This window comes from Cohaesibacter gelatinilyticus, from assembly GCF_900215605.1.
In the GTDB taxonomy this organism is placed as follows: domain Bacteria; phylum Pseudomonadota; class Alphaproteobacteria; order Rhizobiales; family Cohaesibacteraceae; genus Cohaesibacter; species Cohaesibacter gelatinilyticus.
This window is the reverse complement of record NZ_OBEL01000010.1, coordinates 64764-91539: the sequence shown is the minus strand read 5'-3', so window position 1 is coordinate 91539 and position 26776 is coordinate 64764. Positions and strand designations below refer to the sequence as shown.

At 50.3% G+C, this 26776-nt stretch carries 26 protein-coding genes and 1 riboswitch; of the genes, 16 read left to right on the top strand and 10 right to left on the bottom strand.

The window, feature by feature from the left end:
* Nucleotides 1–74: 74 nt before the first annotated feature.
* A complete protein-coding gene (gene tnpA, locus CRO57_RS23865) occupies nucleotides 75–497 on the bottom strand; it encodes an IS200/IS605 family transposase (protein ID WP_425291300.1) in 423 nt (140 codons plus the stop codon).
* A 280-nt stretch (nucleotides 498–777) separates the two neighbouring features.
* Between tnpA and CRO57_RS23860 the strand changes: the two genes are divergently transcribed.
* Entirely contained in the window at nucleotides 778–1842 is a 1065-nt protein-coding gene (locus CRO57_RS23860; RefSeq protein WP_097156039.1) for a thermonuclease family protein, read from the top strand.
* On the opposite strand, the gene CRO57_RS23855 is transcribed toward CRO57_RS23860, so the two are convergent.
* Both CRO57_RS23855 and CRO57_RS23850 read right to left on the bottom strand, forming a co-directional pair.
* On the bottom strand, nucleotides 1839–3392 hold the full coding sequence (locus CRO57_RS23855; protein ID WP_097156038.1) for an alpha/beta hydrolase: 1554 nt from the start codon (nucleotides 3390–3392) through the stop codon (nucleotides 1839–1841). The two genes, CRO57_RS23860 and CRO57_RS23855, sit on opposite strands and share 4 nt — an antisense overlap.
* A 5-nt stretch (nucleotides 3393–3397) precedes the next feature.
* Complete coding sequence (locus CRO57_RS23850) at nucleotides 3398–5050, bottom strand: lysine--tRNA ligase (RefSeq protein WP_097156037.1); 1653 nt, start codon at nucleotides 5048–5050, stop codon at nucleotides 3398–3400.
* A 343-nt stretch (nucleotides 5051–5393) separates the two neighbouring features.
* Here CRO57_RS23850 and CRO57_RS23840 point away from each other — a divergent pair, with 343 nt between their 5' ends.
* Nucleotides 5394–5804, top strand: a complete 411-nt coding sequence (locus CRO57_RS23840) for a tellurite resistance TerB family protein (RefSeq protein WP_097156035.1) — start codon at nucleotides 5394–5396, stop codon at nucleotides 5802–5804.
* Nucleotides 5805–5856: 52 nt separating this feature from the next.
* Here CRO57_RS23840 and CRO57_RS23835 read toward each other — a convergent pair whose 3' ends face one another.
* Nucleotides 5857–6480: a DUF930 domain-containing protein gene (locus CRO57_RS23835; protein ID WP_170956238.1), complete on the bottom strand. Its 624-nt coding sequence runs from the start codon at nucleotides 6478–6480 to the stop codon at nucleotides 5857–5859.
* Between the two features lie 479 nt (nucleotides 6481–6959).
* Between CRO57_RS23835 and CRO57_RS23825 the strand changes: the two genes are divergently transcribed.
* Complete coding sequence (locus CRO57_RS23825; RefSeq protein ID WP_097156050.1) at nucleotides 6960–7622, top strand: thymidine kinase; 663 nt, start codon at nucleotides 6960–6962, stop codon at nucleotides 7620–7622.
* Nucleotides 7623–7656: 34 nt separating this feature from the next.
* Here CRO57_RS23825 and CRO57_RS23820 read toward each other — a convergent pair whose 3' ends face one another.
* Nucleotides 7657–8406: an alpha/beta family hydrolase gene (locus CRO57_RS23820; protein WP_210200998.1), complete on the bottom strand. Its 750-nt coding sequence runs from the start codon at nucleotides 8404–8406 to the stop codon at nucleotides 7657–7659.
* 251 nt (nucleotides 8407–8657) lie between these two features.
* Here CRO57_RS23820 and CRO57_RS23815 point away from each other — a divergent pair, with 251 nt between their 5' ends.
* Nucleotides 8658–9458, top strand: a complete 801-nt coding sequence (locus CRO57_RS23815) for a sterol desaturase family protein (protein WP_210201003.1) — start codon at nucleotides 8658–8660, stop codon at nucleotides 9456–9458.
* 3 nt (nucleotides 9459–9461) lie between these two features.
* Here the strand turns inward: CRO57_RS23815 and CRO57_RS23810 are convergent, their stop codons facing one another.
* On the bottom strand, nucleotides 9462–10388 hold the full coding sequence (locus CRO57_RS23810; RefSeq protein WP_210200997.1) for a transporter substrate-binding domain-containing protein: 927 nt from the start codon (nucleotides 10386–10388) through the stop codon (nucleotides 9462–9464).
* A 330-nt stretch (nucleotides 10389–10718) separates the two neighbouring features.
* Between CRO57_RS23810 and CRO57_RS23805 the strand changes: the two genes are divergently transcribed.
* The 10 genes from CRO57_RS23805 (at nucleotide 10719) to CRO57_RS23760 (ending at nucleotide 20104) form a co-directional block, all read left to right on the top strand.
* Nucleotides 10719–11321 (top strand): DUF1176 domain-containing protein, encoded by a 603-nt coding sequence (locus CRO57_RS23805; RefSeq protein WP_097156031.1) that lies wholly within the window; start codon nucleotides 10719–10721, stop codon nucleotides 11319–11321.
* 117 nt (nucleotides 11322–11438) lie between these two features.
* The gene (gene recQ, locus CRO57_RS23800; protein WP_097156030.1) at nucleotides 11439–13352 is read left to right on the top strand and encodes a DNA helicase RecQ; all 1914 of its coding nucleotides are present in this window, start codon (nucleotides 11439–11441) and stop codon (nucleotides 13350–13352) included.
* Nucleotides 13353–13596: 244 nt separating this feature from the next.
* Nucleotides 13597–14178, top strand: coding sequence for a peptide-methionine (S)-S-oxide reductase MsrA (msrA, locus tag CRO57_RS23795; RefSeq protein ID WP_097156048.1), 582 nt, complete (start codon nucleotides 13597–13599; stop codon nucleotides 14176–14178).
* Nucleotides 14179–14321: 143 nt separating this feature from the next.
* A complete protein-coding gene (locus CRO57_RS23790) occupies nucleotides 14322–15155 on the top strand; it encodes an NAD(P)-dependent oxidoreductase (RefSeq protein WP_210200996.1) in 834 nt (277 codons plus the stop codon).
* A gap of 27 nt (nucleotides 15156–15182) precedes the next feature.
* Nucleotides 15183–15524, top strand: a complete 342-nt coding sequence (locus tag CRO57_RS23785; RefSeq protein WP_097156029.1) for an arsenate reductase — start codon at nucleotides 15183–15185, stop codon at nucleotides 15522–15524.
* A 371-nt stretch (nucleotides 15525–15895) separates the two neighbouring features.
* Nucleotides 15896–17029, top strand: coding sequence for a DUF1176 domain-containing protein (locus tag CRO57_RS23780; protein ID WP_170956236.1), 1134 nt, complete (start codon nucleotides 15896–15898; stop codon nucleotides 17027–17029).
* Nucleotides 17030–17151: 122 nt separating this feature from the next.
* Nucleotides 17152–17270: riboswitch (TPP riboswitch) on the top strand.
* Nucleotides 17271–17368: 98 nt separating this feature from the next.
* Nucleotides 17369–18454, top strand: coding sequence for an FAD-dependent oxidoreductase (locus CRO57_RS23775; protein ID WP_097156027.1), 1086 nt, complete (start codon nucleotides 17369–17371; stop codon nucleotides 18452–18454).
* The gene (gene thiS, locus CRO57_RS23770; protein WP_097156026.1) at nucleotides 18451–18648 is read left to right on the top strand and encodes a sulfur carrier protein ThiS; all 198 of its coding nucleotides are present in this window, start codon (nucleotides 18451–18453) and stop codon (nucleotides 18646–18648) included. Before CRO57_RS23775 ends, thiS begins: the two co-directional genes overlap by 4 nt.
* Nucleotides 18649–18657: 9 nt before the next feature.
* Nucleotides 18658–19461, top strand: a complete 804-nt coding sequence (locus CRO57_RS23765; RefSeq protein ID WP_097156046.1) for a thiazole synthase — start codon at nucleotides 18658–18660, stop codon at nucleotides 19459–19461.
* 1 nt (nucleotide 19462) lies between these two features.
* A complete protein-coding gene (locus CRO57_RS23760; protein WP_097156025.1) occupies nucleotides 19463–20104 on the top strand; it encodes a thiamine phosphate synthase in 642 nt (213 codons plus the stop codon).
* A gap of 50 nt (nucleotides 20105–20154) precedes the next feature.
* Here the strand turns inward: CRO57_RS23760 and CRO57_RS23755 are convergent, their stop codons facing one another.
* Nucleotides 20155–21105 carry a hypothetical protein gene (locus CRO57_RS23755; protein WP_141401327.1) on the bottom strand — a complete coding sequence of 317 codons (951 nt, stop codon included), beginning with the start codon at nucleotides 21103–21105 and terminating at the stop codon, nucleotides 20155–20157.
* Nucleotides 21106–21365: 260 nt separating this feature from the next.
* On the opposite strand from CRO57_RS23755, the gene CRO57_RS23750 reads away from it, so the two are divergent.
* Nucleotides 21366–22562, top strand: a complete 1197-nt coding sequence (locus CRO57_RS23750; protein WP_170956235.1) for a class I adenylate-forming enzyme family protein — start codon at nucleotides 21366–21368, stop codon at nucleotides 22560–22562.
* Nucleotides 22559–23671, top strand: a complete 1113-nt coding sequence (locus tag CRO57_RS23745; protein WP_097156022.1) for a thiolase family protein — start codon at nucleotides 22559–22561, stop codon at nucleotides 23669–23671. Before CRO57_RS23750 ends, CRO57_RS23745 begins: the two co-directional genes overlap by 4 nt.
* Here CRO57_RS23745 and CRO57_RS23740 read toward each other — a convergent pair.
* The 3 genes from CRO57_RS23740 to CRO57_RS23730 form a co-directional block, all read right to left on the bottom strand.
* The gene (locus CRO57_RS23740; RefSeq protein WP_097156021.1) at nucleotides 23668–24354 is read right to left on the bottom strand and encodes a nitroreductase; all 687 of its coding nucleotides are present in this window, start codon (nucleotides 24352–24354) and stop codon (nucleotides 23668–23670) included. The two genes, CRO57_RS23745 and CRO57_RS23740, sit on opposite strands and share 4 nt — an antisense overlap.
* A 341-nt stretch (nucleotides 24355–24695) precedes the next feature.
* A complete protein-coding gene (locus CRO57_RS23735; protein WP_097156020.1) occupies nucleotides 24696–25751 on the bottom strand; it encodes a cytochrome-c peroxidase in 1056 nt (351 codons plus the stop codon).
* A gap of 437 nt (nucleotides 25752–26188) precedes the next feature.
* A complete protein-coding gene (locus CRO57_RS23730) occupies nucleotides 26189–26635 on the bottom strand; it encodes a DsrE family protein (RefSeq protein ID WP_097156019.1) in 447 nt (148 codons plus the stop codon).
* Between the last annotated feature and the right edge of the window lie 141 nt (nucleotides 26636–26776).

Below are 26776 nucleotides of genomic sequence, written 5' to 3'. Positions count from 1 at the left end.
TCGATTTTACAGGCGTCAACACCCGTATGCTGGCACATTACGATGCCGCGATGGGAGGACGGCAACCATCCCATCTACCGACTGATGTCGGTAGGGTTTTGCACATGCCTTTCAAGGTACTGAAGTACAATATCTTCGGTAATAGCCCCGTTCGTGGTCGAAAAATATCCGCGACCCCCAAAATGCTTCCCCCAGTAGCGTCTTTTAAGCTGGGGGAATTCTCGCTGCACCTTGTGAGAAGACCGCCCCTTCATCTTGCGCATGAGATCGCTCACAGACAGGTTTGGTGGAACTGATACGAACATATGGACGTGATCGAGAGATAGAGCTCCATGGATGATTTCCACCCGGTTCTCAGAACAAACCTGTCTTAGAATCTCTCTCACACGCAATCGTATATCACCAACCAAGACCTTGTAGCGATACTTGGTCGACCAGACCAAGTGATAACGATGATAGAAAACGCAATGTTTGCCTTTGTCGTATTGCATGATCATACTATCCAGAAAAATGAACCTCTAATCCCATTGGGCGGTTCATTTTTCTGGATAGTATGATCACCTTCATTTCCTTGCGCTGAAGCCAGCTCGTCTGAAGACGAGGGGTTTAAACCAGAAAGTGGATACTAAATGTGTTCACCCTGGCCCATTTGGGAGTTTCCACCATGGGCCAGACGTCAAAATATGTTGGTTATTTTCCGCGCTGCTTTGCATTCATTGATCAGGGAGTTATATTGCAAACGGGTTCGCGACAGACCTTTTTCAGGATCAACTCATTATGCATCCCAAAGTGAAATCTCTCCTATCTGGTATGCTGTATTTTCTGCTGGCGATGATCCTGACGCTGGGCCTGTTTTGGGGAATTTGGGTTTTCTTTGTGGATCCAGAAACCTCTTCGGGAGCTCAGGTCGCACAATCGGGTTTAGCAGGTACTTCATCAGTGCAGGTTTCCAATACCGGGCAGGCACCAGTTCAAGCCGACCTGCCCAAAGATGGTCACATCGAAAACAAGATTGAAACCAAATCAAATTCTGGTAAAGAGACACAGATCTCGATAGAAGAAGCGGAAATTAAATTACAGGGACCGCAAGCAGGCACCAATGTGCTGCCACCCAGTCGCAATGTCACGCCCGGTTTCGAAGCCTCACCCCTGACACAGATTCAATCATTGAAACGTGACAGCGGCAATCCTCTCCCTCCACCGCCAAAGCGGGCAAAACTCCCCCCTTTTTTCCGGAAGGTGGTGGTTGTTTCCTCCACGGAACTGAAAGCTGATCTTCGATCGTCACAAGTAATTTTGAGGTTGGCCAATATTGACGGCCCGCCCCAAGATCAGACTTGTGTGATGTTTGGCCAGAAAGCAAACTGCAACAAGCTGGCAAAGACTGCATTGCAGAGATTTCTGAGAGGCAGGGGGATCAGTTGCGATATTTCCGAGGAACAGCAACAAGCCTATCAGGGTGGTCAACGCTCAACTGATCGGCTCTCTGGTCGTTGCATGATTGGGCGTATGACCAAAACAGCTCAAGCCCGCAACGTGGTGCTCCCCGATTTGGGTGAATGGATGGTACGCTACGGATGGGCCCTTCCCCACGATGGCCACTACCAGGCAGCCTTGGAAGAGGCAAAGACCCAAACACGAGGCCTTCATGGTGGGATTGGCGGCGTATCACGGTCAGAACAGCGACGCCTCTCCAATCAAACACGAAGTGCTTTGGATCAATTAGCGAATGACGCAATCCAGTCGAGTGGTTCCGAGCCCGCCAATTTTGATTTGATCGCACCCGAACCTGAGACAGTCAATGATGGCAACTCTGAACCTGTTTCAGATATCGCCAATTAGCCGGTCGTGCGGATCGCCTGATCGGGTTGAAGAAAAATCAATGGCTTCTTGCCGATGCAATTCGTCACCAGCTTTTTCCCATTCAGGAAATCCCACATGATCTGACGTGCACAGAGATTTTGAGATGGCACATCATGTCCAGATGATGGAAACCGCACCCAGATCGCCTTGGTATAGAATTCAAGCACCCCTTGCGCACTGTTGGGATCAACCACTGTATCCAAATCTCCACTCAGAATCAGAATTGGCGTCTTGCTCTTCTTGATTTTGTCCCAGCCTGCTTTGAGCTTCGGTCCATCCAGTTTGGTGCAAATCGCCTTGTAGAAATGCGCATAGAGCGGCTGAGTGATTGCATCCCAGCCTTTAGCTTGCATACGTGCTCCATCTTCCTGACAGAAAATCGTGTAATGGAGCAATTGGCTGATCTTTTTGGAGTTGGAAGTAAGCGGCTCCGGCGGTGACCAGGCTTTTTCTGTTTGCAGAGCCTTTTGCAGAGATATCATTGTCTTCCAGATATCATGTGGTACCTCGCCCGATCGATGTCGTGCCAACAGAGACTGCAACCGTTGGCGATACAAAAGATAGACGAGACCTTTGATATAATCCTCTTTCCCATCTGGGCCGAGTTCTTCCGCAGCTTCCTTGCCTTCCTTAATCAAGGAAAGGGCTTTTTCGCTAAGCTCCACCTTTCCGATGTCAAATCTTAGCGCCTGAAAATCCCAATAGAGTGACGGGTAGGAGTTGCGGCAGACTTCATCTTCGTTGCATTGCTCCATGACCTTTTCCACCAGAGGAAAAGGATCCCAATCAATGAGCAGAGAATGCAGGAAGTGTGGACTGTTCAGGACCAGGCGATTGGTGCCTTTTTCATCCAGAACCAGCAATTTTTGGGCTACACGTGCACCATAAGAGGTAGCAATCACATCCCATTTGTCAATTTTCAATGCATAACGCAGGGCGCGATAATCACGAGCTGTGGCCCCCGTCGTATAATCAGAGAGATGAATACCTTCGGTCTTGGCAGACTTGGCACATTTCAGGACTTTTTCTATATCGACTTTGTTCCCGTCATCCAGTGCATCCTCACAGGCCAGTTCCAGATTCAAGGGACCTGTGCCTCGCTGATCCATCAAGATCAGTTCTCGATCCTTACGCAAGGGCGCAAGGCGTTGAAGCATCACATGACGCAGATAGATAGCCGACTGACCGGGGCCACCCAATATCACCAAAAGAGGCGGCTTGTTGGCTTTGGCTGCTTCATCCAGATCCCCAGTTGGTGCAAAGCGCATCACGGGCACTTCCACGGACCGACCAGAGAGATCACTCCAATCGGCTGGTAAATGAAAAATGAAACAGATGGCCGCTTCGCCTGCAGGCATTTCCCCTGGACAGTCCAAGGGCTCCAATGGCGTATGGCTATCATCCGCAAAGGCGGAAGACACGACAAATCCAACAACGGCAAGAAAGACTGCAAAGAGAAAAGCCAGCAAGGCTTTCCCAAGATTGGGGACTTTGCTGGCTTTTCCAGGTTTCAAAATCGATAAGATCATTCAGATCAGACCTGTGCTACACCATGCTCTGCATCATGATCGGCTTTCAGGGCACCTGAAAGTCCCTTCTCGATCAGAGCAACTGTATTCTCAACGCCATAAAGCGCGATGAAGGAACCAAAGCGAGGACCCTGATCCTGACCCAACAGGACCTGATAGATGGTCTTGAACCAATCACGCAGGTTCTCGAACTCATGAGCCTTACCAGCAGAGAAGACTTCGGTTTGCAAGGCTTCCGCATCATTGCTTTCGCCAAAGGCTTTCAAACGCACAGCCAAATCAGCGAGAGCTGCAGACTGCTTCTCGTCCGCCAGATGGAACTGCTTCTTCGGCTTCACGAAGTCATCGAAGTAGCGGATCGCGTAGCCTGCCAGCTCATCCAGCTTCGGATGGCTCTGAGCATTCGCACCAGGCGCATAGCGAGAGATGAAACCCCAAAGCACATCTTTGTCATGAGCATTGGCTGCACTGACCAGATTGAGCAACAATGCAAAGCTGATCGGCATATCTGCTTTTGGTGGCACGCCGGAATGGATATGCCAGGTTGGATTGACCAGCTTCTTGTCGATCTCTTCGCCTTCCACTTTGGAGAGGAAGGTGAAATACTCGTCCACAGCCTTCGGGATCACATCGAAATACAGCTTCTTTGCGGTCTTTGGCTTCTGGAACATATAGAGCGACAGGCTCTCCGGAGAAGCATAGGTCAGCCATTCTTCGATGGTCAGGCCATTGCCTTTGGATTTTGAGATCTTGGCGCCTTTTTCATCCAGGAACAGCTCGTAAGACAGGCTTTCCGGTTGTGGCTTGCCAAGCGCACGACAAATCTTGGTGGAGAGTTTGACCGAGTCAATCAAATCCTTACCAGACATCTCATAAGCCACATCCAATGCCGCCCAGCGCATGGCCCAATCTGCCTTCCACTGACATTTCACAGCGCCGCCAGTGACCGGAACTTCAACCTTCTCGTTGGTTTCCGGATCAATATAGACCACGGTGCCTTTGGAAGCGTTGCGCTCAATCATCGGAACCTGTAGCACCTTGCCAGTACGTGGGCAGACTGGCAGGAACGGCGAATAAGTTGCCTGACGTTCCGCTCCCAGTGTTGGAAGGATGATGCCCATGATCTTGTCATAGACTTCCAACATGCGCAGCAAGGTCTCATCAAACCGACCGGACGTGTAATAGTCAGTTGAAGAGGCAAACTCATAATCAAAACCGAACTGATCCAGGAAGGCACAGAGGCGCGCATTGTTATGCTGCGCAAAACCTTCATGGGTACCAAACGGATCGGGTACGCGGGTCAGCGGCAATTCCAGATATTGTGCCAGCATGTCCTGCTGCGGGACATTGGTTGGCACCTTGCGGAAACCATCCATATCGTCGGAGAAGCACAGCAAGCGGGTTGGCACTTCGTCATTGGTCAGCGCGCGAAAGGCGGTGCGTACCATGGAGGTACGGGCAACTTCGCCAAAAGTACCGATATGCGGCAGACCTGATGGACCATAACCGGTCTCGAACAGCACTTCCTTGGGCATGCCAGACTTTGCGTAACGTTTGACCAGTTTTCGTGCCTCTTCAAACGGCCAAGCTTTGGACGTTGCCGCGGCCTGTACAAGCTCTTCTGTCAGGTCGAGGGTAAGGGCAGAGGTGGAGGTCATTGTCTGGCTGTTCCTTTGGATACCGAGTTGGACATGAATTGAGAGATTTGTCCGGCCCTGCTGGCTTCAATGCTTGTTCGCAAGGCTCAAGGACTGTCGCCTTTCTATCTCATTGCAGCGCACAAGGGGAAGCGTCTTTTTCATTATTTTTTTGCTCAAGATGAAGAAAGAGCGCCTTTCCCCCATGCTTCTCCCCAATTGCTCAAATCATTACTCCTTCACACCCTTGATCCCACCCGATTGCAAGCCTAGATTTGGAGACAAATCATTTGCCATATCTTTCGCCTACGGACCCATCCTTATCGTCCTCGGCTCCTGTGGCACAGCACTAGAGGACAAAGCTATGACCAAAGTGGTCTCACCAGAAGAAGCCCTGATTTATGTGATGGTGTCCATGTCGGCTGCGGATCGGACCATGACCGATTCCGAGCTACTGAAAATCGGTGAAGAAGTACAGACTCTTCCGGTCTTCCAGGACTTCGAAGAGGCTCGCCTTGTCCCGGTCTCCCGTGATTGCTCAGAGCTTTTGGCAAATGGTGGTGTAGACGCTGTTCTTCAGGTGGTGCGGGTATCATTGCCAGAGAAACTGTATGAAACCGCTTATGCGCTGGCAATTGAGGTAGCAGCAGCAGACCTTCAGGTAGAGCAGGACGAATTGCAGTTCCTTCTCATGCTGCGTGATGAGCTGGAGCTTGATCGCCTGCATGTGGGTGCAATCGAACACAGTGCTCGTGTCCGCTACCGGATGAAGTAATCTCTACATCGGTGCAAGCCGCTGATACAAGCAAGCAGAATTGCTGTCTCTCCTAACGCGCTTCGCCATGTTCGGAGCGCGTTTTGTCGTTATAGCGCTCAATATCTTCGGCGCTCTCAATTACTTCCTCGACCAGGTTGTGGCTTTCCCACATACGGCGTGGAACCGGGTTTCCTATCTTGAAAGCGAAGGCAGACACTTCCTTGCCATCGGTGGAGAGTTCGCACTCATATTGCAGGTAATACCACTTCTTTTTTGCAAAAAAGGTTGCTCCACGGGCGATGAGTTGATTGCCTTTCATGGCGACTTCTTCAAAGGGATAGGAAAGCAAAAGATCTGGCGCCATAGATTTATCGTGCACTTGAATTTGTTCCATGGCTTCCAGAGCACAGAGTTGTTCAAGTCGCTCATCTGCCGCAATTTCCTTGAGAGCCAAACGTGCTTTTTGATTATTACCTTGTGCCAATGTGCTACCAGACAGCATTTGTTTTGGGCGGATCATGCCATTTGGATCGGCAACGAGCTCAACCTCAGATGTTGCCTTCGCATCCAGTTTTTTGATCTCCTCGGCAATCGCCGCCTCTTTGGTTAGCGATGGAGGAGGTCTTTCTATTGTCACGAATGTGACTGAAACCTCTTCTTCATCCTCTGCTTCCGCCAGGGGCCCGAAGGGCACCCAAAGCATCCCTAGAAAAAACAGAAGATGGAGGAAGAAGGAGATCGCCAAGAGGCCAAAGCCAGACCCTTCCAGAGAGAAAAGCTGGTACCATGCAATAGATGCCCTGCCGGTTGAATAAGTTGAGAAAGCTTGCATGGCGATGAACGAGCTGAAAACCCCATCCGAACGGGTTTGGTGAATCCGAAGCGATTGCTTCTGTCTCTACCCAACATTCTTGTTTCATCTTGTTGCAATAAAGGCAAAACAGGCTTTTTCACTGATTTTCATCAAATGTATGGCAAATGGAACAATCGATCAGCGAAAAATGGTCATTTTATTGTCGGCTCAAGCACAAAGCCATGCTGTTATCAGCTCCGCATCTTTCTTGTCCATGCTGTCCACATTTGGAAATCTGACATGCGCACCAAAACTTGCCGAATCTGTTGTGTCCTTTTAGGACGTAAACTCACAAATCTCAAAGCATGAATGGAACCAGCATGGCCAAGCTTTATTTTACCTATTCTGCAATGAATGCTGGCAAGTCCACGCTCCTGCTTCAAGCTTCCTATAATTATGCTGAACGCGGCATGAAAACCTTGCTTTATACTGCCGCGCTGGACAATCGCACCCGAGTGGGAGAGATCAGTTCTCGCATCGGCTTGAAAGCCGAAGCATTCATTTTCCAAACCGATACCGATCTCTTTGCGCATATCTCGGAACAAACTGCACAAGAACGACCCGATTGTATCTTCTTTGATGAAGCGCAGTTCCTGTCAGAAGAACAGGTCTGGCAATTGGGTCGCGTTGCCGATGAGTTGCACGTTCCGATCATGTGTTATGGTCTACGCACTGATTTTCAGGGGGAACTTTTCCCAGGCTCGCAGCGCCTGCTTGCTATTGCAGATGAGTTACGTGAAGCGCGGACCATTTGCTGGTGCGGTCGCAAAGCATCCATGGTGGTGCGCATTGACGGCGATGGCAAGGTAATCGAAGAAGGCGAGCAGGTGGTGATTGGTGGTGAAGAGAGCTATATCTCGCTTTGTCGCAAGCATTGGTCTGCCAAAGATCTGGGCGGAAAGGATCGCTCCAACCCTCAAGGAAACTTGCATCTGGAAGATTTACTCGACCCACAAGGCGATCTGGAGCTGGAGAAGAACTAAGTTCTCCAGCTCTTATTTGGTGTTTGGCAGAGTTTTACTCAGATGCACCTTCTTCGCCATCTTTGGCAAACTCAAAGGTCAATACCGGAGGGTTGGCGGCAAACTCGGCAACAAGATCGGCCGCATGCAGCATGTTGCTTTTCATGGTCGCTTCCGATTTTCCTGTTGGTCCCAGATCATGGCTGCCATCTGTGATCCACTCCAACGTGACTTGCTGCGGCAAATCGAGTACATCCACTTCGTCCCACCAGCCAAAGTCGTCACGTTCGCCCTGGCAGATCAGGATTGGCAACAAACTCTTTTCCAATGGCTCCAAGCGCCAGTGTTCGGCTTCCGATTTTCCTTGAGGATGGAAAGGGTATCCCAGAACGGCAACAGCCTTGACTGCCAGATCCAGCTCCTCATCACCAGCAAGCATGGCCGCCAGACGTCCGCCCATACTTTTGCCACCAATAACAAACGGCAATGCATCCCAGCTCTTGTTCCAGCTTTCGCCCTCGAGCAGCTCTTCAACTGCGCGCTTGAAATGATGAACCCAGCGTTCTGCACGGCCTGACGGACGGCGTTTGCCATCAACGCGGCGACGGGCCATGTAAGAGAATTCAAAGCGCACAACCACCAGACCACGCTCGGAAAGCATGTTGGCCATCCGCTCCATGAAAGGGGAATCCATTGGTCCGCCAGAACCATGTGCAAACAGAAAAACGGCTTTGGCTTCACCTTCCGGCTGGGTGATGAGAAAATCAAACGGACTGTCAGCCGTCAGCGTCGGAGTTGCGGACATGTTATTCTTCCAAAAGTTGGAAACATATAGGGCACTTCAACAAAGGCAATAGTGCGCCCACTGGTTCCTGTGTCTGTGTCTGTGTCTGTGTCACTATAAAGTGATGATTTTGTCAGTCGATGCGATTTGCCATTCTGGCCCAATTGCTGTTAGTTGCAAATAAGTAAATATAGAGCAATCGCTCGATCTCAAATGATCTGGACGCAAGCCATATACCAAACCGAAGCGAAAGCAAAGCCATGCAAGATACACTGATGCTTTTTGGACTGGACGAGAATAGTTTGCGCTTAGGTGCATTCGCCGGTGTCTTTGTCGTCATGGCGCTGGCAGAATGGCTCATGCCCAAGAAAAAACGCACCCAACCAATCGCGCGTCGATGGTTGACCAATTGGGGCATCATTGTCGCAGATGCAGTGATCATACGCCTTGTGATGCCGATTTTGCCGGTGGCGGTTGCCTTCTATGCGACATCGAACAATTGGGGGCTTCTAAACTGGCTTGCCCTGCCCGATTGGTTGGCGGTCCTTGTCGGCTTTATCATACTGGATTTTGCCATCTGGTTGCAGCACCTGCTTAGCCATAAAATCCCGATTTTATGGCGATTGCATCAAGTCCATCATGCGGATCGCGATATAGATGTCTCGACAGCACTACGCTTTCATCCCATCGAAATTCTGCTCTCGCTCTTTTACAAAATGGCGTGGATATTGGTTCTTGGAACTCCGGCGATGGCAGTCTTTTTGTTCGAAGCAATATTGAACGGGGCTGCGTTGTTCAACCACGCCAATGTGCGTTTCTCGGCAAAACTGGATGCGGTGCTTCGTCTCCTGATCGTGACACCGGATATGCATCGCGTGCATCATTCCGTGATCCCTCAAGAAACCAATTCCAATTATGGTTTTAATCTCTCCGTTTGGGATCGTTGGTTCGGAACCTATATCGCGCAACCCAAGAAAGGCCATGAGGAGATGACAATTGGCCTGTCTCACTATCAAAGCGACAAGCCAAGCCGGTTTAGCTGGGCGATGTTGCTGCCATTCCGAAATCGCTAAGCGTTAGTAGCGAGCATAGATATCAAGCGGGAAATAGCGGGCGTAGAGTTCGGCCAGATTGCCTTTCTTGGCCAAGCGCACCAATGCATAGTCCAGCAGACCGCGTAGCCCTCGTTGACGCCGCTGATATGCTATTGCCATACCTTGACCAAAAAAATGTTGATCCAGATATGGTTCCGCCCGAAAACCAATCCCGCCCTTTGACTGCGTAATCAGCTGTGCGAGATGCATGGCATCTGCAAAAATCGCCACAACTTTATCTTCCATGAGCAGTTTTTGAGCATCGGCCAAATCCGCAACAGCAATAGGTTTCACGTCTGCAAAATAGGCTTTGAGATAAGCTTCATGGGCCGAGCGCCCCACAACAGCGACCGGTTTTCCAGCCAAACCTGTCGGACTGATCCGAAGACTAACGCCTTGACGCGCAACAAAACGAGCTGGTCGCTGCAAATAGGGCAATGAGAAGCCAACTTGTTCACGAATGCTTGGATGATTGGTCAAGCCAGCCACCGCAATATCGGCCTTACCTTGTGTCAACAATTCCGGAATGGTTGCAAAATCCACCACCTTGATTGTGCAGGCCATATTCAGGTCTTCACAGATCAATTTGGTCAGATCCACATGATATCCTCTTGGACGCCCATCCTTATCAACATTGTTGAATGGCGCAAAACCATCGCTGGTCAAAATGCGCAAGCCTTTTTCAATCAATTTCGGATCTGGTGCTGTCTGACGAGTACGGGTATCTATGAAATTGGCAAATGGTGCCTGGCTCCAGGTGTCCGAAGCAGTTTCGCTTTCAACGCTTGCAACCGGTCCACTTGTAACTTGCGGTGTTTCAGTTTCCAATGCTGGCTCAGCCTGTTGCGCATGAGCCAAAGGCATGTAGAGCAGAAATCCGATTGCAAATCCAATTGCATATTTTTTCATGCAAGTGCCAACTGCAAACAAAGATGACATCCTTGTTCCCACTTCCTGAACGTTGTTCGCACGGAGTTGCATTTTTGTTTGCACCTCTTCTTCAGCACATGAAACATTCTCAACGAAATGCCCTTGTTTTCATCCCTCGCGCTGGTTTCAGTGCAGGAAAGTCAAATCGTTCAGAATCTATTGTCAGAGTTGTAATCAAAATATCGCGTCCGTGCCACGCATTTTCTATACCCGGGACGTAGCAATCCGTCCTATTCAATCAATAGGCTATCCCTGTGACTTGATTATGCCACTCTTTCCTTGCAGTGTCTGGGTCCTGGAGGCCACGATATGTATTTCTCAAAACTGATTATCAAGAAGTTCGTTTTGTTCGCTTTGGCGACAATTCTCCCTTTTCCCTTGATTGACGCAGCCCAGGCCAACTCGCATGGATTAAACTGCAAAGCCTCCAAAGCTGATCTGATCACCACCAAGTTTAGTGAAGATCGTGCTTATTTTCGTGATTGGCTGGGGGCTTGCCGACAGGATGGCTATTGCTCGGCCAATATCTATGTTGCCAGTTCCGATAACCCTATTGCCTATCATGTGAGGATTGGTCGAGCACATTTCGGTATGGATTATGAGCTGAAGTTTGTGATGGCCGAACATATGCTAGCTCCAAATTCTCCACTCGCGCTTGCTGTTGATGGCAAGAAACTGGCCAAGCTGGAGGCTGGCGACGACATGGGGTGGTATCTGGAGGACAATGTCGCCAATGAATATGTGGTTGGAACATCTCGTGCAAATTTGGAACTGATCCCGGCCTTGATCGCTGGAAGCCGACTTCATCTTGAATGGCAAGATCTGCAAGGCCAGCCCAGTCAACAAAGTTACTCACTGATTGGTTTGACGAGAGCCCTTTGCTGGCTGGATAAAAAGCAAAGGCCCAATTAGGCCGTGGCTTCATAGATGGGTTAATTTATAAACAATCACAATCAGAGCTTTCCAAGCTTTAGGCAAATCAGATAGGTTCGCAAAATATTAACCATAATATTCGGACCCCTGCCGCCTATGGCCCTGCCTGCTCCTTCTCCTGCCAGTGATCCAGAAAGCCAGATCAGTTGTCCGTTGGATGATCTGGAAATTGATCGCGATGCTCCGGTCTCTGAGCAAGCATTACAGGTTCTCAAAACCGTTTATGGCTATGATGCCTTTCGCGGCAAACAGGCTGAAGTCATCGACTCATTACTTGAGAAGAAGTGCACTCTGGCGGTCATGCCAACGGGCATGGGAAAATCTATCTGCTTCCAGATTCCGGCCATGATCTTTGGCGGATTGACGCTGGTTGTCTCGCCTCTTGTTGCCCTGATGGAAGATCAGGTCATGGCGCTGAAGTTGGCAGGCATTCCAGCTGACAGCATCAACAGCACCCGCACGCGCGAGGAGAATGTTGCCATTTGGCGCAAAGTGGCAGCTGGCGAGCTACGCATGCTCTATATCGCCCCCGAGCGCTTGATGACAGAACGCATGCTGGCAGCACTCGCCAAACTGTCGGTCAATCTGATTGCGATTGATGAGGCGCATTGTATCTCTCGCTGGGGCCCAAGCTTCCGTCCTGATTATGAAGGCCTGAGTCGCCTGCACGACTTTTTCCCCAAAGCGCCGATTGCCGCACTGACCGCCACTGCGGATGAAACCACGCGCGAAGATATCGCCGACAAACTCTTTCCCCGGAATGATGAGGGTAAGCGTTTGGGTGATGTTATCGTTTCCGGTTTTGACCGGCCTAATATCCGCCTCTCCGTTACTCAGCGCAATGACTGGAAGAAACAGCTTCTGGATTTTGTCGAAGCGCGCAAAGAACAATCAGGCATTGTCTATTGCCTTTCTCGCCGCAAGACCGAAGAGGTCACTGCCTTTTTGCAGGAAAATGGCCTTCGCGCATTCGCCTATCATGCCGGGCTAGACAAGACAGTTCGTGCAGCTGCCCAATCACGCTTCATGCGCGAAGCCGGTGTTGTCATGGTTGCGACCATCGCTTTTGGCATGGGAATCGACAAGCCCGATGTGCGCTATGTCTTTCACACTAATCTGCCATCGAACATGGAAGCCTATGCGCAAGAGATCGGCCGCGCCGGTCGTGATGGTGCACCATCGGAAGCCATGATGCTCTATGGTCTGGATGATATCAAAATGCGTCGCAGCTTCATTGATAATGAAGGCGGCGATGATGACCATCGGGCGCGAGAGCATAAACGCCTGGATGCATTGCTCGCCTATTGCGAAGCACCACAATGTCGCCGTCAGGCCCTGCTCTCCTATTTTGGCGAAGACATCAAGGCCTGCGGCAACTGCGATGTCTGCCTTGATCCACCACGCCTGACAGATGGCACTGTTCAGGCACATAAACTGATTGAGGTAGTTGAGAGTACAGGCCAAAGCTTCGGTGCCGTGCAAATGATCGATATTCTACGTGGCCTGACCCATGAGAAAATCAAACGCTTTGGCCATGAGAAACTCTCTTGCCACGGTGCTGGCAAAGAGACTTCCAAGGAAGATTGGCGAGCCATTGTCAGGCAGATGGTTGCGACCGGTTTTTTCAAGCTCGATATCGCCAATCATGGCGCCTTGAAGCTGACCGATAAATCCATCTCGCTCAAAATGGGTGAGATCCGCTTTGCCTATCGCCCAGATGTGATGGGGCCAGCAGAACTGTCACGCCCACGCCGGGCCAAGAGCAACCTGCCTCAGCTCGACAATGCAGATCAGGATCTGTTCGAGGCCTTGCGCCAATGCCGGACCGAGCTGGCGCGCGAGCATAAAGTTCCGGCCTATGTCATCTTCTCGGACAAGACCTTGCATGACATGGCCATTCAAAAACCAACGACTAGGCCAGATTTCCTATTGGTCCATGGTGTCGGCTCTTCCAAGCAACGCAAATTTGCAGATACCTTTATCGACGTTATCGAAGCGTGGATGGGGTAAACTCCCCTCCTATTCCAAGCTTTCTCCCCAGATCTGATCACATCCTATGACGGCAGGGTGATCTCTTCTCACACTTGCGTGATTTTGGGCATTTCTGCATGATTTCGTCTTAAATCCCGGTCAAATAGAGCAAAGTCAGTTCATTTTCTGGGAGTTTGCCATGCGATTTAATGCTCTTTTCTCCAAGCGCGGTTTGGCTGTGCTTGCCCTTGCTGCTGCGGTGCCATTGGTCCTGCCCAACACCATGAACGGGGTCGATATCATGGGCGAAGCACAGGCAGCCGGCACCGAAACCGCCATTTTTGCCGGTGGGTGTTTCTGGTGTATCGAGAGCGATTTCGACCATGTTCCCGGTGTGGTGGAGACCATTTCAGGTTATTCCGGTGGCCAGACCACCGAGAATGTCACCTACAAGAACCATGTAGCTGCGCGCCATCGTGAGGTTCTGAAAATCAAATATGATCCATCCAAGATCAGCTATGACAAGTTGCTCGACATTTTCTGGCGCTCCGTTGATCCAACCGATGGCGGTGGACAATTCTGCGACCGTGGCCATAGCTATTCTACGGCAGTCTATGCGCTAAATGACGAGCAGGCAAAATTGGCCAAAGCGTCCAAGGCCAAGCTGGAAACCAGCAAAGCCTTATCCGCTCCAATCCGTACAGAGATTGCCCAAGCGGGGCCATTCTTTGCTGCTGAGGATTATCATCAGGATTATTACCAGAAAAATCCGGTTCGCTATAAATATTACCGCTATTCTTGCGGCCGCGACGCACGCGTGAAGCAAGTTTGGGGCAATCAAGCTTACTCTGGCATCAACAAGTAACATCACATCATAAAGGGAGAATATCGCGACATTCACTCTCCCTTTTCTTTTTTCGCCTCACTTGTGAAGCGATAGAAGATCCATCTTGCCCTCTGATCTTGGCTATGCCAGCTTCACACCAGTTCATCATGCGGGAGGAAGATGTGCAGAAGCAATTGAAGATTGGTGTTGCAGGATGTGGTCGTATGGGCCTTCCCATGGCCAAAGCTATCAAGGCTGGTGGTTTTGATGTGAAAGGCTTCGATATTCGTCCAAACAGTGAGTTTGGTGAATTTGCGCCCAGCATGATCGAAGATATCAACAGCCTCGCCGCGCACAGTGATGTAGTCTTGAGCATCGTGCGCGATATCACAGAAACCGATGCCCTACTCTTCGATGAACAAGCTCTGCTGTCTCAAGACCAACTACCTAAAATTCTGATCATTTGCTCCACCCTCTCACCCAAATATATCAAAGGCCTGCGAGAGAGAGTGCCGAAAAGCGTAACCCTGATCGACGCTCCCATGTCTGGTGCAGTGATTGCGGCAGAAGAAGCACGTCTTTCCTTCATGCTCGGCGGAGAGGATGAAACGCTGGACGCTCTAACGCCACTTTTCCAAACCATGGGCAGCAAACTTCATCGAATGGGAGACTACGGAGCTGGCATGACCGCCAAGGTGCTCAACAACTTCATTGCAGCGACTTCCACCGTTGCCGTGCGCCAAGTTCTGGATTGGGCAGATGAGCTTGAAGTCGATCATGACAAGCTACTCTCTCTGATGCATGACAGCTCCGGTCAGACATGGCTGGGCAGCCATTTCCATGATATCGAGTTTGCGGTTTGTGGATTTGAGCCGGACAATACCATCGGCATTCTGAAGAAGGATGTTGAAAGCGCACTCGATGCTGTATCAGCAAGCCCTGATGAAGGGTTACAGCAGGCCATCATTCAATCCATATTGGTACTCAAGCCTTATCGTTCGTCTCAGGATAACTAACACCCAATTTCTATCAGGATTCTGCTTATGAAAATTCACGGCATCAAAACCTGCGATACCTGTCGCAAGGCACTCAAGGCATTTGAAGGTACAGGTAAGGCACATCAGTTTGTTGACTTTCGTGTAGATGGACTGAGTGAGACTGATCTTGATCGCTGGCTGGAAGCTGCCGGATGGGAACTTCTGCTCAATCGCCGCTCAACGTCCTGGCGCGCTCTGTCCGACGAAGAAAAAGCCGATCCAAATATGGAGAAAGCAAAGGCATTGATGCTTGCCAATCCGACATTGATCAAGCGCCCGGTATTTGATGATGGCGAAACCGTTACCGTTGGATTTGGAAAAAAAGAACAAGCCGCTCTCTTGGGCTAGTTAGCTCAATTTTCGGCCCGCTAATCATCAGCGCTTTTCGATGCGCGCGAATGCCCGCCATAGTCAATTGAGCGGGCATTTTCACGACTATCTGAGAAATCCCAGGCCTACACATTCCCTTCATTCTCTCTCCTCATTCCTGCGAGAAAATATTCATGCAGCAAGACGCAAACCGGTATTGGCAAGGTTGACCGCCTATCATCACTCATCAAGGTCAGGTTTTTCATTGGTTTTGCGACTTGCTGTGATATGAGCGGTTTCCACAAGGTCCATTTGAGCGTTGAAGGCTCAAACCTTTTGACTGTTAGCTGTCCATGACGGAAGATGATGCATATTTTCAGGATAGGCATTCACATTCGAAGGGGCTTTTCATGACCAAATCGTTTCTGTTTTCTCTTCGGCCAATAGCCAAAACCTTCCGGTTAGCATCCAGACAGCTTGCCTTGCTTGCTTCTGTTGGCATCGCAAGTTTCATCGGCATAGCTAATACCAATGCGGGCGGTTTTCGCGAGTTCAAGGACAGTCGGACCTGGTGTACGATAGCGCTCTCTTGCTCTGTCTCTACATCCGCCAAAGCGTATAATGGCATCACGACGCTATCAATCCGTCGCCACAATCCACTTTCTGCGCCTCTGGAACTGGTTCTGGAAGCTAAGGATGCATTTTCTGCAGGAGATCAGATCGACTTCCTCATCGACGATAAGGAACTGCTGCATATCGAGCTTCAACCAGATGATCCTGCAATCGGTTCCACAAACTATGTGGTCAGTCAGCAAAGTGTAGTCGATTCTGCAATTGAAGACCTGAAAAAAGGCAGTCAGGCTTTGATAGTCTTGCGTAAGAATGGAGAGCAAATCGATAGCCAGTTCTCGCTAGCGGGGACTGTGGCCTCCATGCTGTTCCTCGATGAATTCCAGGATCTGCTGGATACTCCCTATGCCTTTCACGCCATCGGCACCAAGAAGCCGAACCCTCGGCTGAATATTGAGTCCATTACGCGGCTTGATCAAGTGCCGCGATCAATATTGACAAATTGGTTTGTAGGCGAAGAGAAGGAATGTAGCTTCTTTAGTGATACGAAAATGGAGCGCCTGACCTTTGGCGATGGCTTCAAGATGCAGATTGGAACAAAAGGAAAGAGCGATGGCGGCACGCTCTATAGTCTGCCTTGTGGAACAGGTGGCGCCTATAACCAGCCATATAGTCTGTTCTTCGAGCCCAATGACACAACCAAACTGATCTCACAGATTCCATTCAGAGTGAATGGCAAAGCCCAAGCAAAGCAGGAAATGCCTGATGCCTGGAATATCAGCTGGGATTTCAAGAACAAAAATCTGGAGAGCTTTTTCAAGGGCCGTGGGCTCGGGGATTGTGGCTCTTACTCTCGCTGGTCCTTGATGAACCAGAACGGCACCTATTTCTTCAATTTGAAGGAAATGCGGGTCAAGGATGATTGCGACGGCGACTACGCAGGTGGTCCAACCAAGTGGCCGAAAGTGAACTAGGCGGCATGGTCCTAGCCAAATTATTGCTCCTGCTTTGCAATCCCTGCATGTGAAAACTTTTCCAAAAAGCCAAGACCGAGCCCTTTGGCATTGACAATGCTGATCCTGGTCAGCATTGTCTCCGCAACAGCTTGGGGAGTCCCGACAGGGGGCTGAGAGTCGTGCCGCGGAGTGATCCAGCGCAGTTACCCGAAGAACCTGATCCAGCTCATACTGGCGGAGGGAGATGCTGTTGCCAAGGGTCCCACTCATCATGGGTTTACTAGTTTTCTCAATCTAACCCTGGCATTCTCTCATTCGTTGGATGAGCCTTGTCGAAAGCTTTAGACGAGGCAATTCATGTCCAATATAAATACCTCATCTGGCCTGTCTCACCCGGCCATAAATCTATCCCCTCTTCCCGATATTCATATTCGTGGTGCTGGCATTGCCGGCCTCTGCACGGCGCTCTCATTTGCCCGTCGCGACGCAAAAATCCTCATCAGCGAATTACGTCCGTCGCTCGCAGGGCACGCCTCCTGGTATGCAGGAGGCATGCTGGCCCCTTATTGCGAGCGGGAAAGCGCCGAAGAAGTGATTGAGCGCCGTGGCGTCAGTTCCATTGATTGGTGGGACAAGGTCGAGGAAGGACTGGTCAGCCATCACGGTACATTGGTTGTCGCACCGCCTCGAGATCAAGCAGATCTGACGCGCTTCTCTCGCATGACCAATGGCCACAAGTTGGTGGATGAGTCAGAGATCCGCGAATTGGAGCCTGATTTGAACAGCACTTTCCGCCAAGGTCTGTTTTATGCAAGTGAGGCTCATATGGATCCTCGTATAGCGTTGGAAACACTCTTAAGCAAAGTCAAGGAATTAGGCGGTGATATCCGTTTTTCTTGCGACCAATCCATGTTGGGCCAATGTGATTTGGAGTTGGATTGCCGAGGGATGAGTGCGCCCCTTCCTGAACGGCGCGGGGTGCGTGGTGAAATGCTGCTTTTGCATGCACCAGAAGTAAGCCTGACCCGCACAGTGCGCCTTCTACATCCACGCATCCCGCTTTACATCGTGCCCCGTGATAATCATCACTTCATGGTGGGGGCTACCATGATTGAAAGCAAACATGATGGCGCCATCACAGCGCGCTCCATGATGGAATTTCTCAACGCCGCCTATGCAGTCGTTCCTGCTTTTGGTGAAGCAGAAATCATCGAAACCGGGGTCGGGGTACGTCCTGCCTTTCCTGATAATCTGCCTAAGATGCATTTTGATGAGAAGAACCGCACCCTCTCGATCAACGGCTATTATCGTCATGGATATGCCCTGGGCCCGCTATTGGCAGAAGCCGCTGCCAACTGGGCGCTTGACAATGTTCAAGATGCCGACTTCCCCGTAACGTCCCTATCCTATCTGTCTGAACCAGCCGAAAAGGTGAGACAATGAAACTGATCGTAAATGGCGAGACCACGACGGTCGAAGCTACCACCCTTTCATCCCTGCTTGAAGAGATGGAGTTCAGCGGCGATTGGCTCGCCACTGCCGTTGATGGCGAACTCGTCGCCGCAGAAGATCGAGACGCTTTTCTTCTGAAAGAAGGGCAGCGCGTGGAAATTCTAAGCCCAATGCAGGGAGGCTGATTGATGTCCATGAACAATGATCAACTCACGCTCTATGGTCGCATCGTTTCGTCTCGTATGTTGCTGGGAACAGCGCAATATCCCTCTCCTGCCATATTGGCAAATGCGGTCGAACGGTCAGGTTCCGAAATCATTACGGTGTCCTTGCGCCGGGAACTGCCCAAAGGAGCGGACGGCCAGAGCAGCGGTGGCAGCTTTTGGGATCTGATCCAAAATCTTGGCGTCCATATTCTGCCCAATACCGCAGGTTGCCATACTGCCAAAGAAGCCATTCTGACAGCCAAAATGGCTCGAGATCTGTTCAAGACCAACTGGATCAAGTTGGAAGTGATTGGCCATCACGACAGCTTACAGCCTGATATCTTTGCACTGGTGGAAGCAGCACGAGAACTGGTTGCTGATGGGTTTGAAGTCTTTCCTTATATGACCGATGATCTGGTTCTGGCCGAACGTTTGCTGGAAGCGGGCTGCAAGGTCTTGATGCCTTGGTGTGCCCCAATTGGCTCGGCACAGGGGCCTGTGAATGTTCATGGCCTTCGCGCCATTCGCGGAAATTTTCCTGAAATCCCGATGATTGTGGATGCTGGTCTTGGTCGCCCATCTCATGCAACACAAGTGATGGAACTGGGCTTTGACGCAGTGCTGCTGAACACGGCTGTGGCGAAAGCAGGTGACCCAGCCTTGATGGGAGAAGCCTTTGGCAAGGCAACTGATGCCGGACGCCAGGCTTATTTGGCAGGCATGCTTGAGCCACGGGATATGGCGGTTCCTTCAACTCCAGTGATCGGCCAAGCTGTATTTGGGGAGGTTTAAAATGAGCGATCAATCTCGAAGCGTTGAAATACTCGACCCCTTCTATCTGATTGTCGACAGTGCAAACTGGGTCGAACGTTTGGTGCCGCTTGGGGTGAAATTGGTGCAGTTGCGCATCAAGGACAAACCTGACGACGATATCCGTGCTCAAGTCAAAGCTGCCAAAGCAATCTGTGCCGCGCATGATTGCAAACTGGTGATCAATGATTATTGGCAACTCGCAATTGAGGAAGAGTGTGAATGGCTACATTTGGGTCAGGAAGATCTTGCCGACGCTGATCTCGACGCTATTCGTGCTGCAAACCTGAAACTTGGCCTCTCTTCTCATGACGGGGCGGAGTTGAAGGCTGCTTTGGATGCAAAGCCGAACTATATCGCCCTTGGTCCTATCTATCAGACAATCTTGAAAAAGATGCCCTGGGCACCGCAGGGATTGGAGAAGCTTCTGGTTTGGAAGAAGGCTTTGGGAGACATGCCTTTGGTCGGCATTGGTGGTTTAACCCCCGAGCGTACTCCTGATGTCTTGCGTGCTGGTGCAGACAGTGCGGCAGTCGTTACCGATATCTTGCTGAATGACAATCCGGAAGCAAGAACCAGAGAATGGATTTCGGTGACCCAGCCTTGGCGCTCCGCCCAGTCCTGATCAAAAAAAGGCGGCTCCGCAAACCGCCTTTTTTAGATCTCATTCCAACATCACGCAAACTTGGCCGTAAGTGGTATGTCTGCGAATCCTTGAGGCTGCTTAGCGTCAAGCTTGAAATCAACCTCATCCTTGTAAGAACCGGATTTCTCAAAACCCAGTTTTTTATATGCCATGGATAAAGCGGCTTTCGGATAGACATGCAGTCCACTTGGCTTGTTATTCTTGGCTTCATAACCAAAGAAGCGCTTCAGCACGCCGTTACCATAATTCACGGCATAGGCGTTGCGCACTTCGGTATCCCAGTGCTCCAGCGTCAGCGAGATATTCAAACAATCTTCATTCTCAACCCGGTGAGGCGCATGTAGAGGCCAATAAGCCATCTGGCCCGGTTCCAGATGATAGATTTCAGCATAATCATCATACCAGGGCTCAAAAGGAAATTCCTCGCGCGTCTCTCGTAGCAGAACTCTTTGGCGATCCACTCCTGAGATAAACGGTTCGCGGTTGGGATAGATATAGACTTTCTTGCGCCCCGCAATCTGCCAAAGATGCTGCCCTGGGAGATCGAAATGGTAGAGGGTCTGGCATTTGGGAGAAGTAATGAGAATGCCCATATTGCGCTTGTAGGTATTCAAGCCAGGAACATGACTTTCGAATTCTTCAAAGAGCTGATCCAAGACAGCCTTGTATCGAGGGTCAAAATCCTGACAATGGCGAATATTGAGCCACAGGCGTCCCTTCTTGATTGCTTCAATAGCCTCTGCGCCCGAAGCACTTCCTAAAACACCTTCGCGCCAATCGGCGGTCTTCGGATCTCCCTCGCCCATGGTCGCGAGATTATAATGCTCAGGCGGAGTTTTCTCGATCAATTTTGCCAAAGCCTCTTCGCTGAACAAATCTGATTTGTGTAGACTATGCTCAATCACCAGAGTGTGTTTGCTCCACAATTTGGAAAATTGCGGTTTCCAGCCGGTTACAATTTGCCCCATATCTGCAGTCATGTGCAGCATCCTTATTGATTGCCAAATATCATTAAATGGTCAGACTTCCTGAGAAGCCTTCCTTTGTCTTGGTGTCATGACAACAAAAGGAACTTGCATAAACGTGAAAAGCCGCCTCGAAACCCGCTTCTGGGCGCAACTGACTGAAACTGGAGTAAACAAGACCTTTCTGAGGTCTCTAAAATTTAATGCACTATTGGTGAGCAATGCGGTACAGTGGCGCCGCAACATTCCTGGTACACATAAACAGATTGAACAGAATGACGGACAGGTCCCCTTTTCGACTTGGCAACGCCACGACATTACTGGCGGGAAAAGCAGATCTCTTTGATAGCCTTCAACGGGCTTTGCATTCGACAAACTCCATTCAGACTTGTCAAACCGGACCTTCTCCCCTCTTCATCAAAGAAGAAGCCCAACAATGGCTCTATTGCGAGACCTCAGGCTCGACCGGCAAAGCCAAGATCATCCGGCGTAAACCTCAAAGCTGGATAAGAAGCTTTGCGGAAAATGGTGATCTGTTTTCGCTTTCAGACAAGGATCGTTATGCCACTCTCGGCCATATTGGGCATTCGCTCACGCTCTATGCTTTGTTAGAGGCTTTCCATCATGGCGCCGATATTGCCATGATGGACAGCTCCAGCCCAAAGGCCCAACTTCTTAGCCTCTTTGAGCATCAGATTTCCATTCTCTATGCCACTCCGACCCAACTCCGGCTCCTTGCGCATGCCGCCAGAGCGAAAAACCAGGCTCTTTTCCCTGCTTTGCGCCTTCTCATGATTGGCGGTGGCAAACTGGATGCGGCCTTGCTCGCTGAGATGAAGCAGCTTTTTCCCAAAGCCCGTTTGCATGAATTCTATGGGTCCAGTGAAACCAGTTTCCTCACGCTCAGCGACCCGACGACTCCTGTTGGCTCTGTCGGGCGGCCCTATCCCGGAGTCACGTTGCACATTCGACATCCAGACCAACCTTCCCAATCTTTCAAGCCTTTCGAAACCGGAGAGATATGGATCAACAGTCCCTATTTGTTTGAGGGCTATACTCAGGGTAAAAGTGCCTATACCTACCGGGAGGGAGATTTCCTGACCATTGGCGAAATGGGATACCTGGATGACAAGGGCTATCTCTATCTCAAGGGACGTAAAAGCCGTATGGTTACCGTTGCCGATCACAATGTATTTCTACAAGATGTCGAGCAAATTCTGCTTGGACACAAACGAGTGGAAGGCTGTGCCGTGCTGGCGCTGGAAGATGCCTTGCGTGGCTCTCGCATCATTGCGATCATAGAGGCCAAAGATCATCCTGATCTGCTTGATGAACTCCGCAAGACTTGCAGTCAATCCCTGACACAACATGCCATTCCCAAAAGCTTTGTCAGGCTGGACAGTTTACCCAAATTACCTTCGGGCAAAGCAGACCTGCAGGCTTTGCAAACATGGATTGAGACACAAGAATGAGCCGCTGTTCTATTCTCGCAGCCCGCCGCACAGCAGTAGTTCCGCGCAATGGCGTTTTCAAAGACATGGCCTTACAAGATTTAGCTCAACCGGTCATTGCGCAATTGCTGAAGGATGCAGCTCTTTCACCAAACCATATTGATGAGCTTATTGTGGCCAATGCCGTTGGCCCTGGTGGCAATCCCGCACGCTTGTGTGCGTTGGCCAGTGATTTACCTCAAACCGTGGCAGGTCTCACCATTGATCGCCAGTGCGTTGGCGGACTTGATGCGGTGTTGCTGGCCAAGAGCCTGATACAAAGCGGCCAATGCAACATTGTTATTGCCGGTGGGGTGGAGAGTTATTCCCGCCGGCCTTTGCGCTATCATACTTTTTCCGACGGCTCAGCCCCGCAAGCTTATGAGCAGGCCCCTTTCACGCCATGGCCTGACCGCGACCCGCTCATGTCGCAGGCCGCACAAACGCTCGCAGAATACTTGAATATCTCACAAGCCCAGCAAGATGCATGGGCAATGGAGAGCCATCGACGTGCCAGCGCAACACCGTCGGATTTTCTTGAAGATGAAATTGTCCTGCTTGCCGGGCAGTCAAGAGACAAGTTTACCCGCAGTTTGACATCTCGCCATTGCCAGAAGGCCAAGGGCATTTGCGGCACTATCACAGCAGCCAATATGGCTGTGGCCGCTGATGCAGCTGCCTTTCTAATTATTGCAAATGAAGATATTGCTCGTGGCTATACAGGTCAAAAAATTGAAATTCTTGAAGGTGCCAGTCTTGGAGATGATCCCCAAATGCCCGGGCTGGCCCCTGTTTCCGCCATGGAACAAGCTTTACGCAAAAGCAGACTTACGATAGCCGATATTGATCACGCCGAAATTATGGAAGCCTTTGCCGTTCAAGCAATTGCTTGCCAGCAAAAGTCCGGTCTGGATGCAAAAAAGGTCAATCGATATGGCGGCGCCCTGGCAAGAGGTCACCCGATCGGTGCGTCCGGCGCGATATTGGCAACCCGCCTTTATCACATATTACGCCGAGACAGAGGCATCGGTCTGACGGCAATTGCAGCGGCTGGTGGTTTGGGTACAGCATTGATAGCAAAATCTGCTTAAGTCCCGGCTTCGAACCCATAAAAGCTCGCAAATTCCTCAAGACTGGCGCGTTCAGTGCGAAACTGATTGACCGGATGGGCCTCATCGGCTTTTCCGACCGCAAGGCCACAGACCACCATTTCGTCTTCATGAAGACCCAGATTTTCATGAATGACACTGGCATAATTGGCCATGGCCCCGATGCCCGTGGCGCTATAACCCAGATCCTCTACTTTTAACAAGAAACTCATCAGGAACATGCCCAAATCCATGAAGCAGCCTTTTCCCATTGCCTTGTCAATGGTGACGATAATGCCCACGGGCGCACCAAAAAAGCTGTAATTGCGCGCAAATTGCTGTCGTCGCCCTTCAATATCCCGCCTGGAAATATTCAAAGCCTGATAGAGTGCATAACCAGCCGCCCGTTGGCGTGCTTTCAGCTCGCGCGACATGGGCTCAGGGAAATAACTATATTCATTATCAAAAGGCCGCTTTTGCACTATCGCCTGTTGTAGCTGATCAATCAGCCGGGAAAGCGGATCGGCACTTAGAATATGCAAGCATCCGGGCTGCAAATTGGCTCCACTTGGGGCCGACCGCGCGGCCATGCACATCGCTTTCAAATCATCCAGACTGACTGCTTCATCCAAAAAGGCACGCACAGAGTGACGAGAGGCGAACAAATCATCCAAAGACCCAGACATTATCAAATCCACCTTCCGGTATCATGAGTATGGAGACAATCATCTCACCCCAGTTTACGACTTGAACTCATGCCGCCAGCCATCCATATGCGGTTTCACATCAAATGAAATTCGATGTTTGATAGCGATATAGCCCAGCCCCAAGCGCGGCTAATTCAAACAAAGCAGATTTTGGGATTCTTTCCAAGGTCTTTAAAGTGTTGGCTATTCTCACCAAATACGCATCGCCCTTGCCAAGGGCCGGAACTTGCTGTCCAGTGCTCGACAAAGGCGATGGCCTCCTCTTAATTGACTTAAGAGGAAACAGCACCGAAAATTTCATCTCGGTGCTGTCTGGAGCTTTATTTCGCGATCATTGCTTCTGGTTTTGGGGTCGTGGCTGTTTCTACCGGCAGGATCGGATAGATCACCTTAGGCTGCTCACCGGTCAGAGTTTTGAGGAAAGCTGTGATAGCCTTGATCTCATTATCTGCCAGTTTTTCACCCAGCTGGCTGGTCCCCATGATGGCAACAGCCTGCTCCAGATCCCATACCTTGCCAGAATGGAAATATGGTGCTGTCAGCTCAATGTTACGCAGTGGCCCGGCGCGGAAGACATATTCTTCATCTGCGGTTTGCGTGACAGCAAAACGCCCCTTATCACCTGCTGGCAGGATATCTGCACCAGGTTTCTCAACCACACCAAAGGCGTAGTAGCCTTCACCCCCCAAGTTAACGCCGCCATGACAGGAAGCACATCCTTTATCCATGAAGAGCTTCAATCCCTCCTGCTCCATGGTCGTCAGCACCTTGGTGTTGCCTTCCAGGAATTGATCGAAGCGAGACGCAGGTGTGATGAGGGTGGCCTCGAAGGCCTCGATGGCTTTGGCCATATTGTCGAAATTAACCGGTTTTTCCTCACCCGGAAAGGCTTTGCCAAATCGTTCCACATAGTCTGGCAAGCTTGCAAGTGTGGCTTCAACACGTGCGGGCGTAGAGGCCATTTCGACCCCAGCCTGAACTGGACCTTTGGCCTGAGCCTTAAGATCTTCGGCCCGGCCATCCCAGAATTGAGCGGCATTGAAAACCGCGTTAAATACGGTCGGAGCATTTCTTGGGCCCTTTTGCCAACCATGACCGATGGAAGTTTCCAGATTGTCATCACCGCCCATGCCAAGATTATGGCAAGTGTTGCATGAGATCAGGCCCGAGGAAGACAGGCGTGGATCAAAGAACAGCATCTTTCCGAGTTCAACCTTTTCTCCTGTCACGGCATTGTCTTTTACCGCCGGGACAACAGATGGAATAGGTTTGAACATGTCTTTGGCATCATTGAGCAGTTCATTGCTCTGTGCGGACGCCATACCTGCAAGCAAGGCTGTACAGGCAAGCAGTGTGGTCGCAAAGCGTCTGGTCATAACGGACCCTCCTAGTTGCTTTTTAGAACTGTTAAAAACTAGCCCTTCAACCAGAATGTCGCATTGCGCCGTATCGTTGCTTTATGATATTAGAATGATTATAAAGTGAATCGTAACTTATTGATTTTTATCAACTACGTATTATTGCGCCCTTTTTTCATATCAAAAGGCAGCGCGCGATTTATGCTATATGTTTTTTTGATGAACTCGATTATTTCCCACTTAGTTTAGCTTTTCTTGCATAGTTTCGCACAGGGGCAGATTGTCCTGCGGCACTATGGCTCTCAATCACAATACACACTAATCACAAGATTAAATCTGATTTCTCAAATCGGCATTGATGAAAGGCAATCATGCAAATGCAGGGCAGTGAAGCATGGGCTGGACAAGGGACGATGAATATCATCACCCCTTATCATATTTAAGCCTGCCAAAGGTCAGAATGTCATCAAGCGTGTATTTTCCGCGACCAGATAATCAGCCATGACAGGTGGCTTTGCCACTCCGATGCCATCCATAAGAGCTTCTGGCTTGAGGCCTTTATTAGGAAGATAAAGCGCACAAACCTCAGCTGGAATGCCTGCTCCTACAGCTTTTTGCAGCAACATGGCAGGTGTGGCATTGGCACCTTTTAAAGCTTCGACCTTCGGAGTTTCTTTTAGTGCCAAATCACCTGCTTTATCACACAGAAGAATGCGAACGTCGGCATCCTTGGCCTTTGATTGCAGCGATAGAATCAAAGCCATTCCCTGGGTTTGAACATCCGAGGATGAAATCACGGTCACTATGTTGGCTTTTGCATCTTCCGCCAAGGAAGCACCCGTTGCGACCAGCAACGCAGCACCGGCCATAAGGGTAGCAGCTATTGATTTGAAAGCGTTCATTTCCGGGGTACCTTTCAATAATTGCGATATTTCGCAAATATTGCTTATTCGTAATTCCCCTTAAACCGGCATAGTGTCGCAGATGATCAATTCGCCTTCGGCAGCTTATTCTGCCAAAGATTCAATCCTAGCAGCAACAAG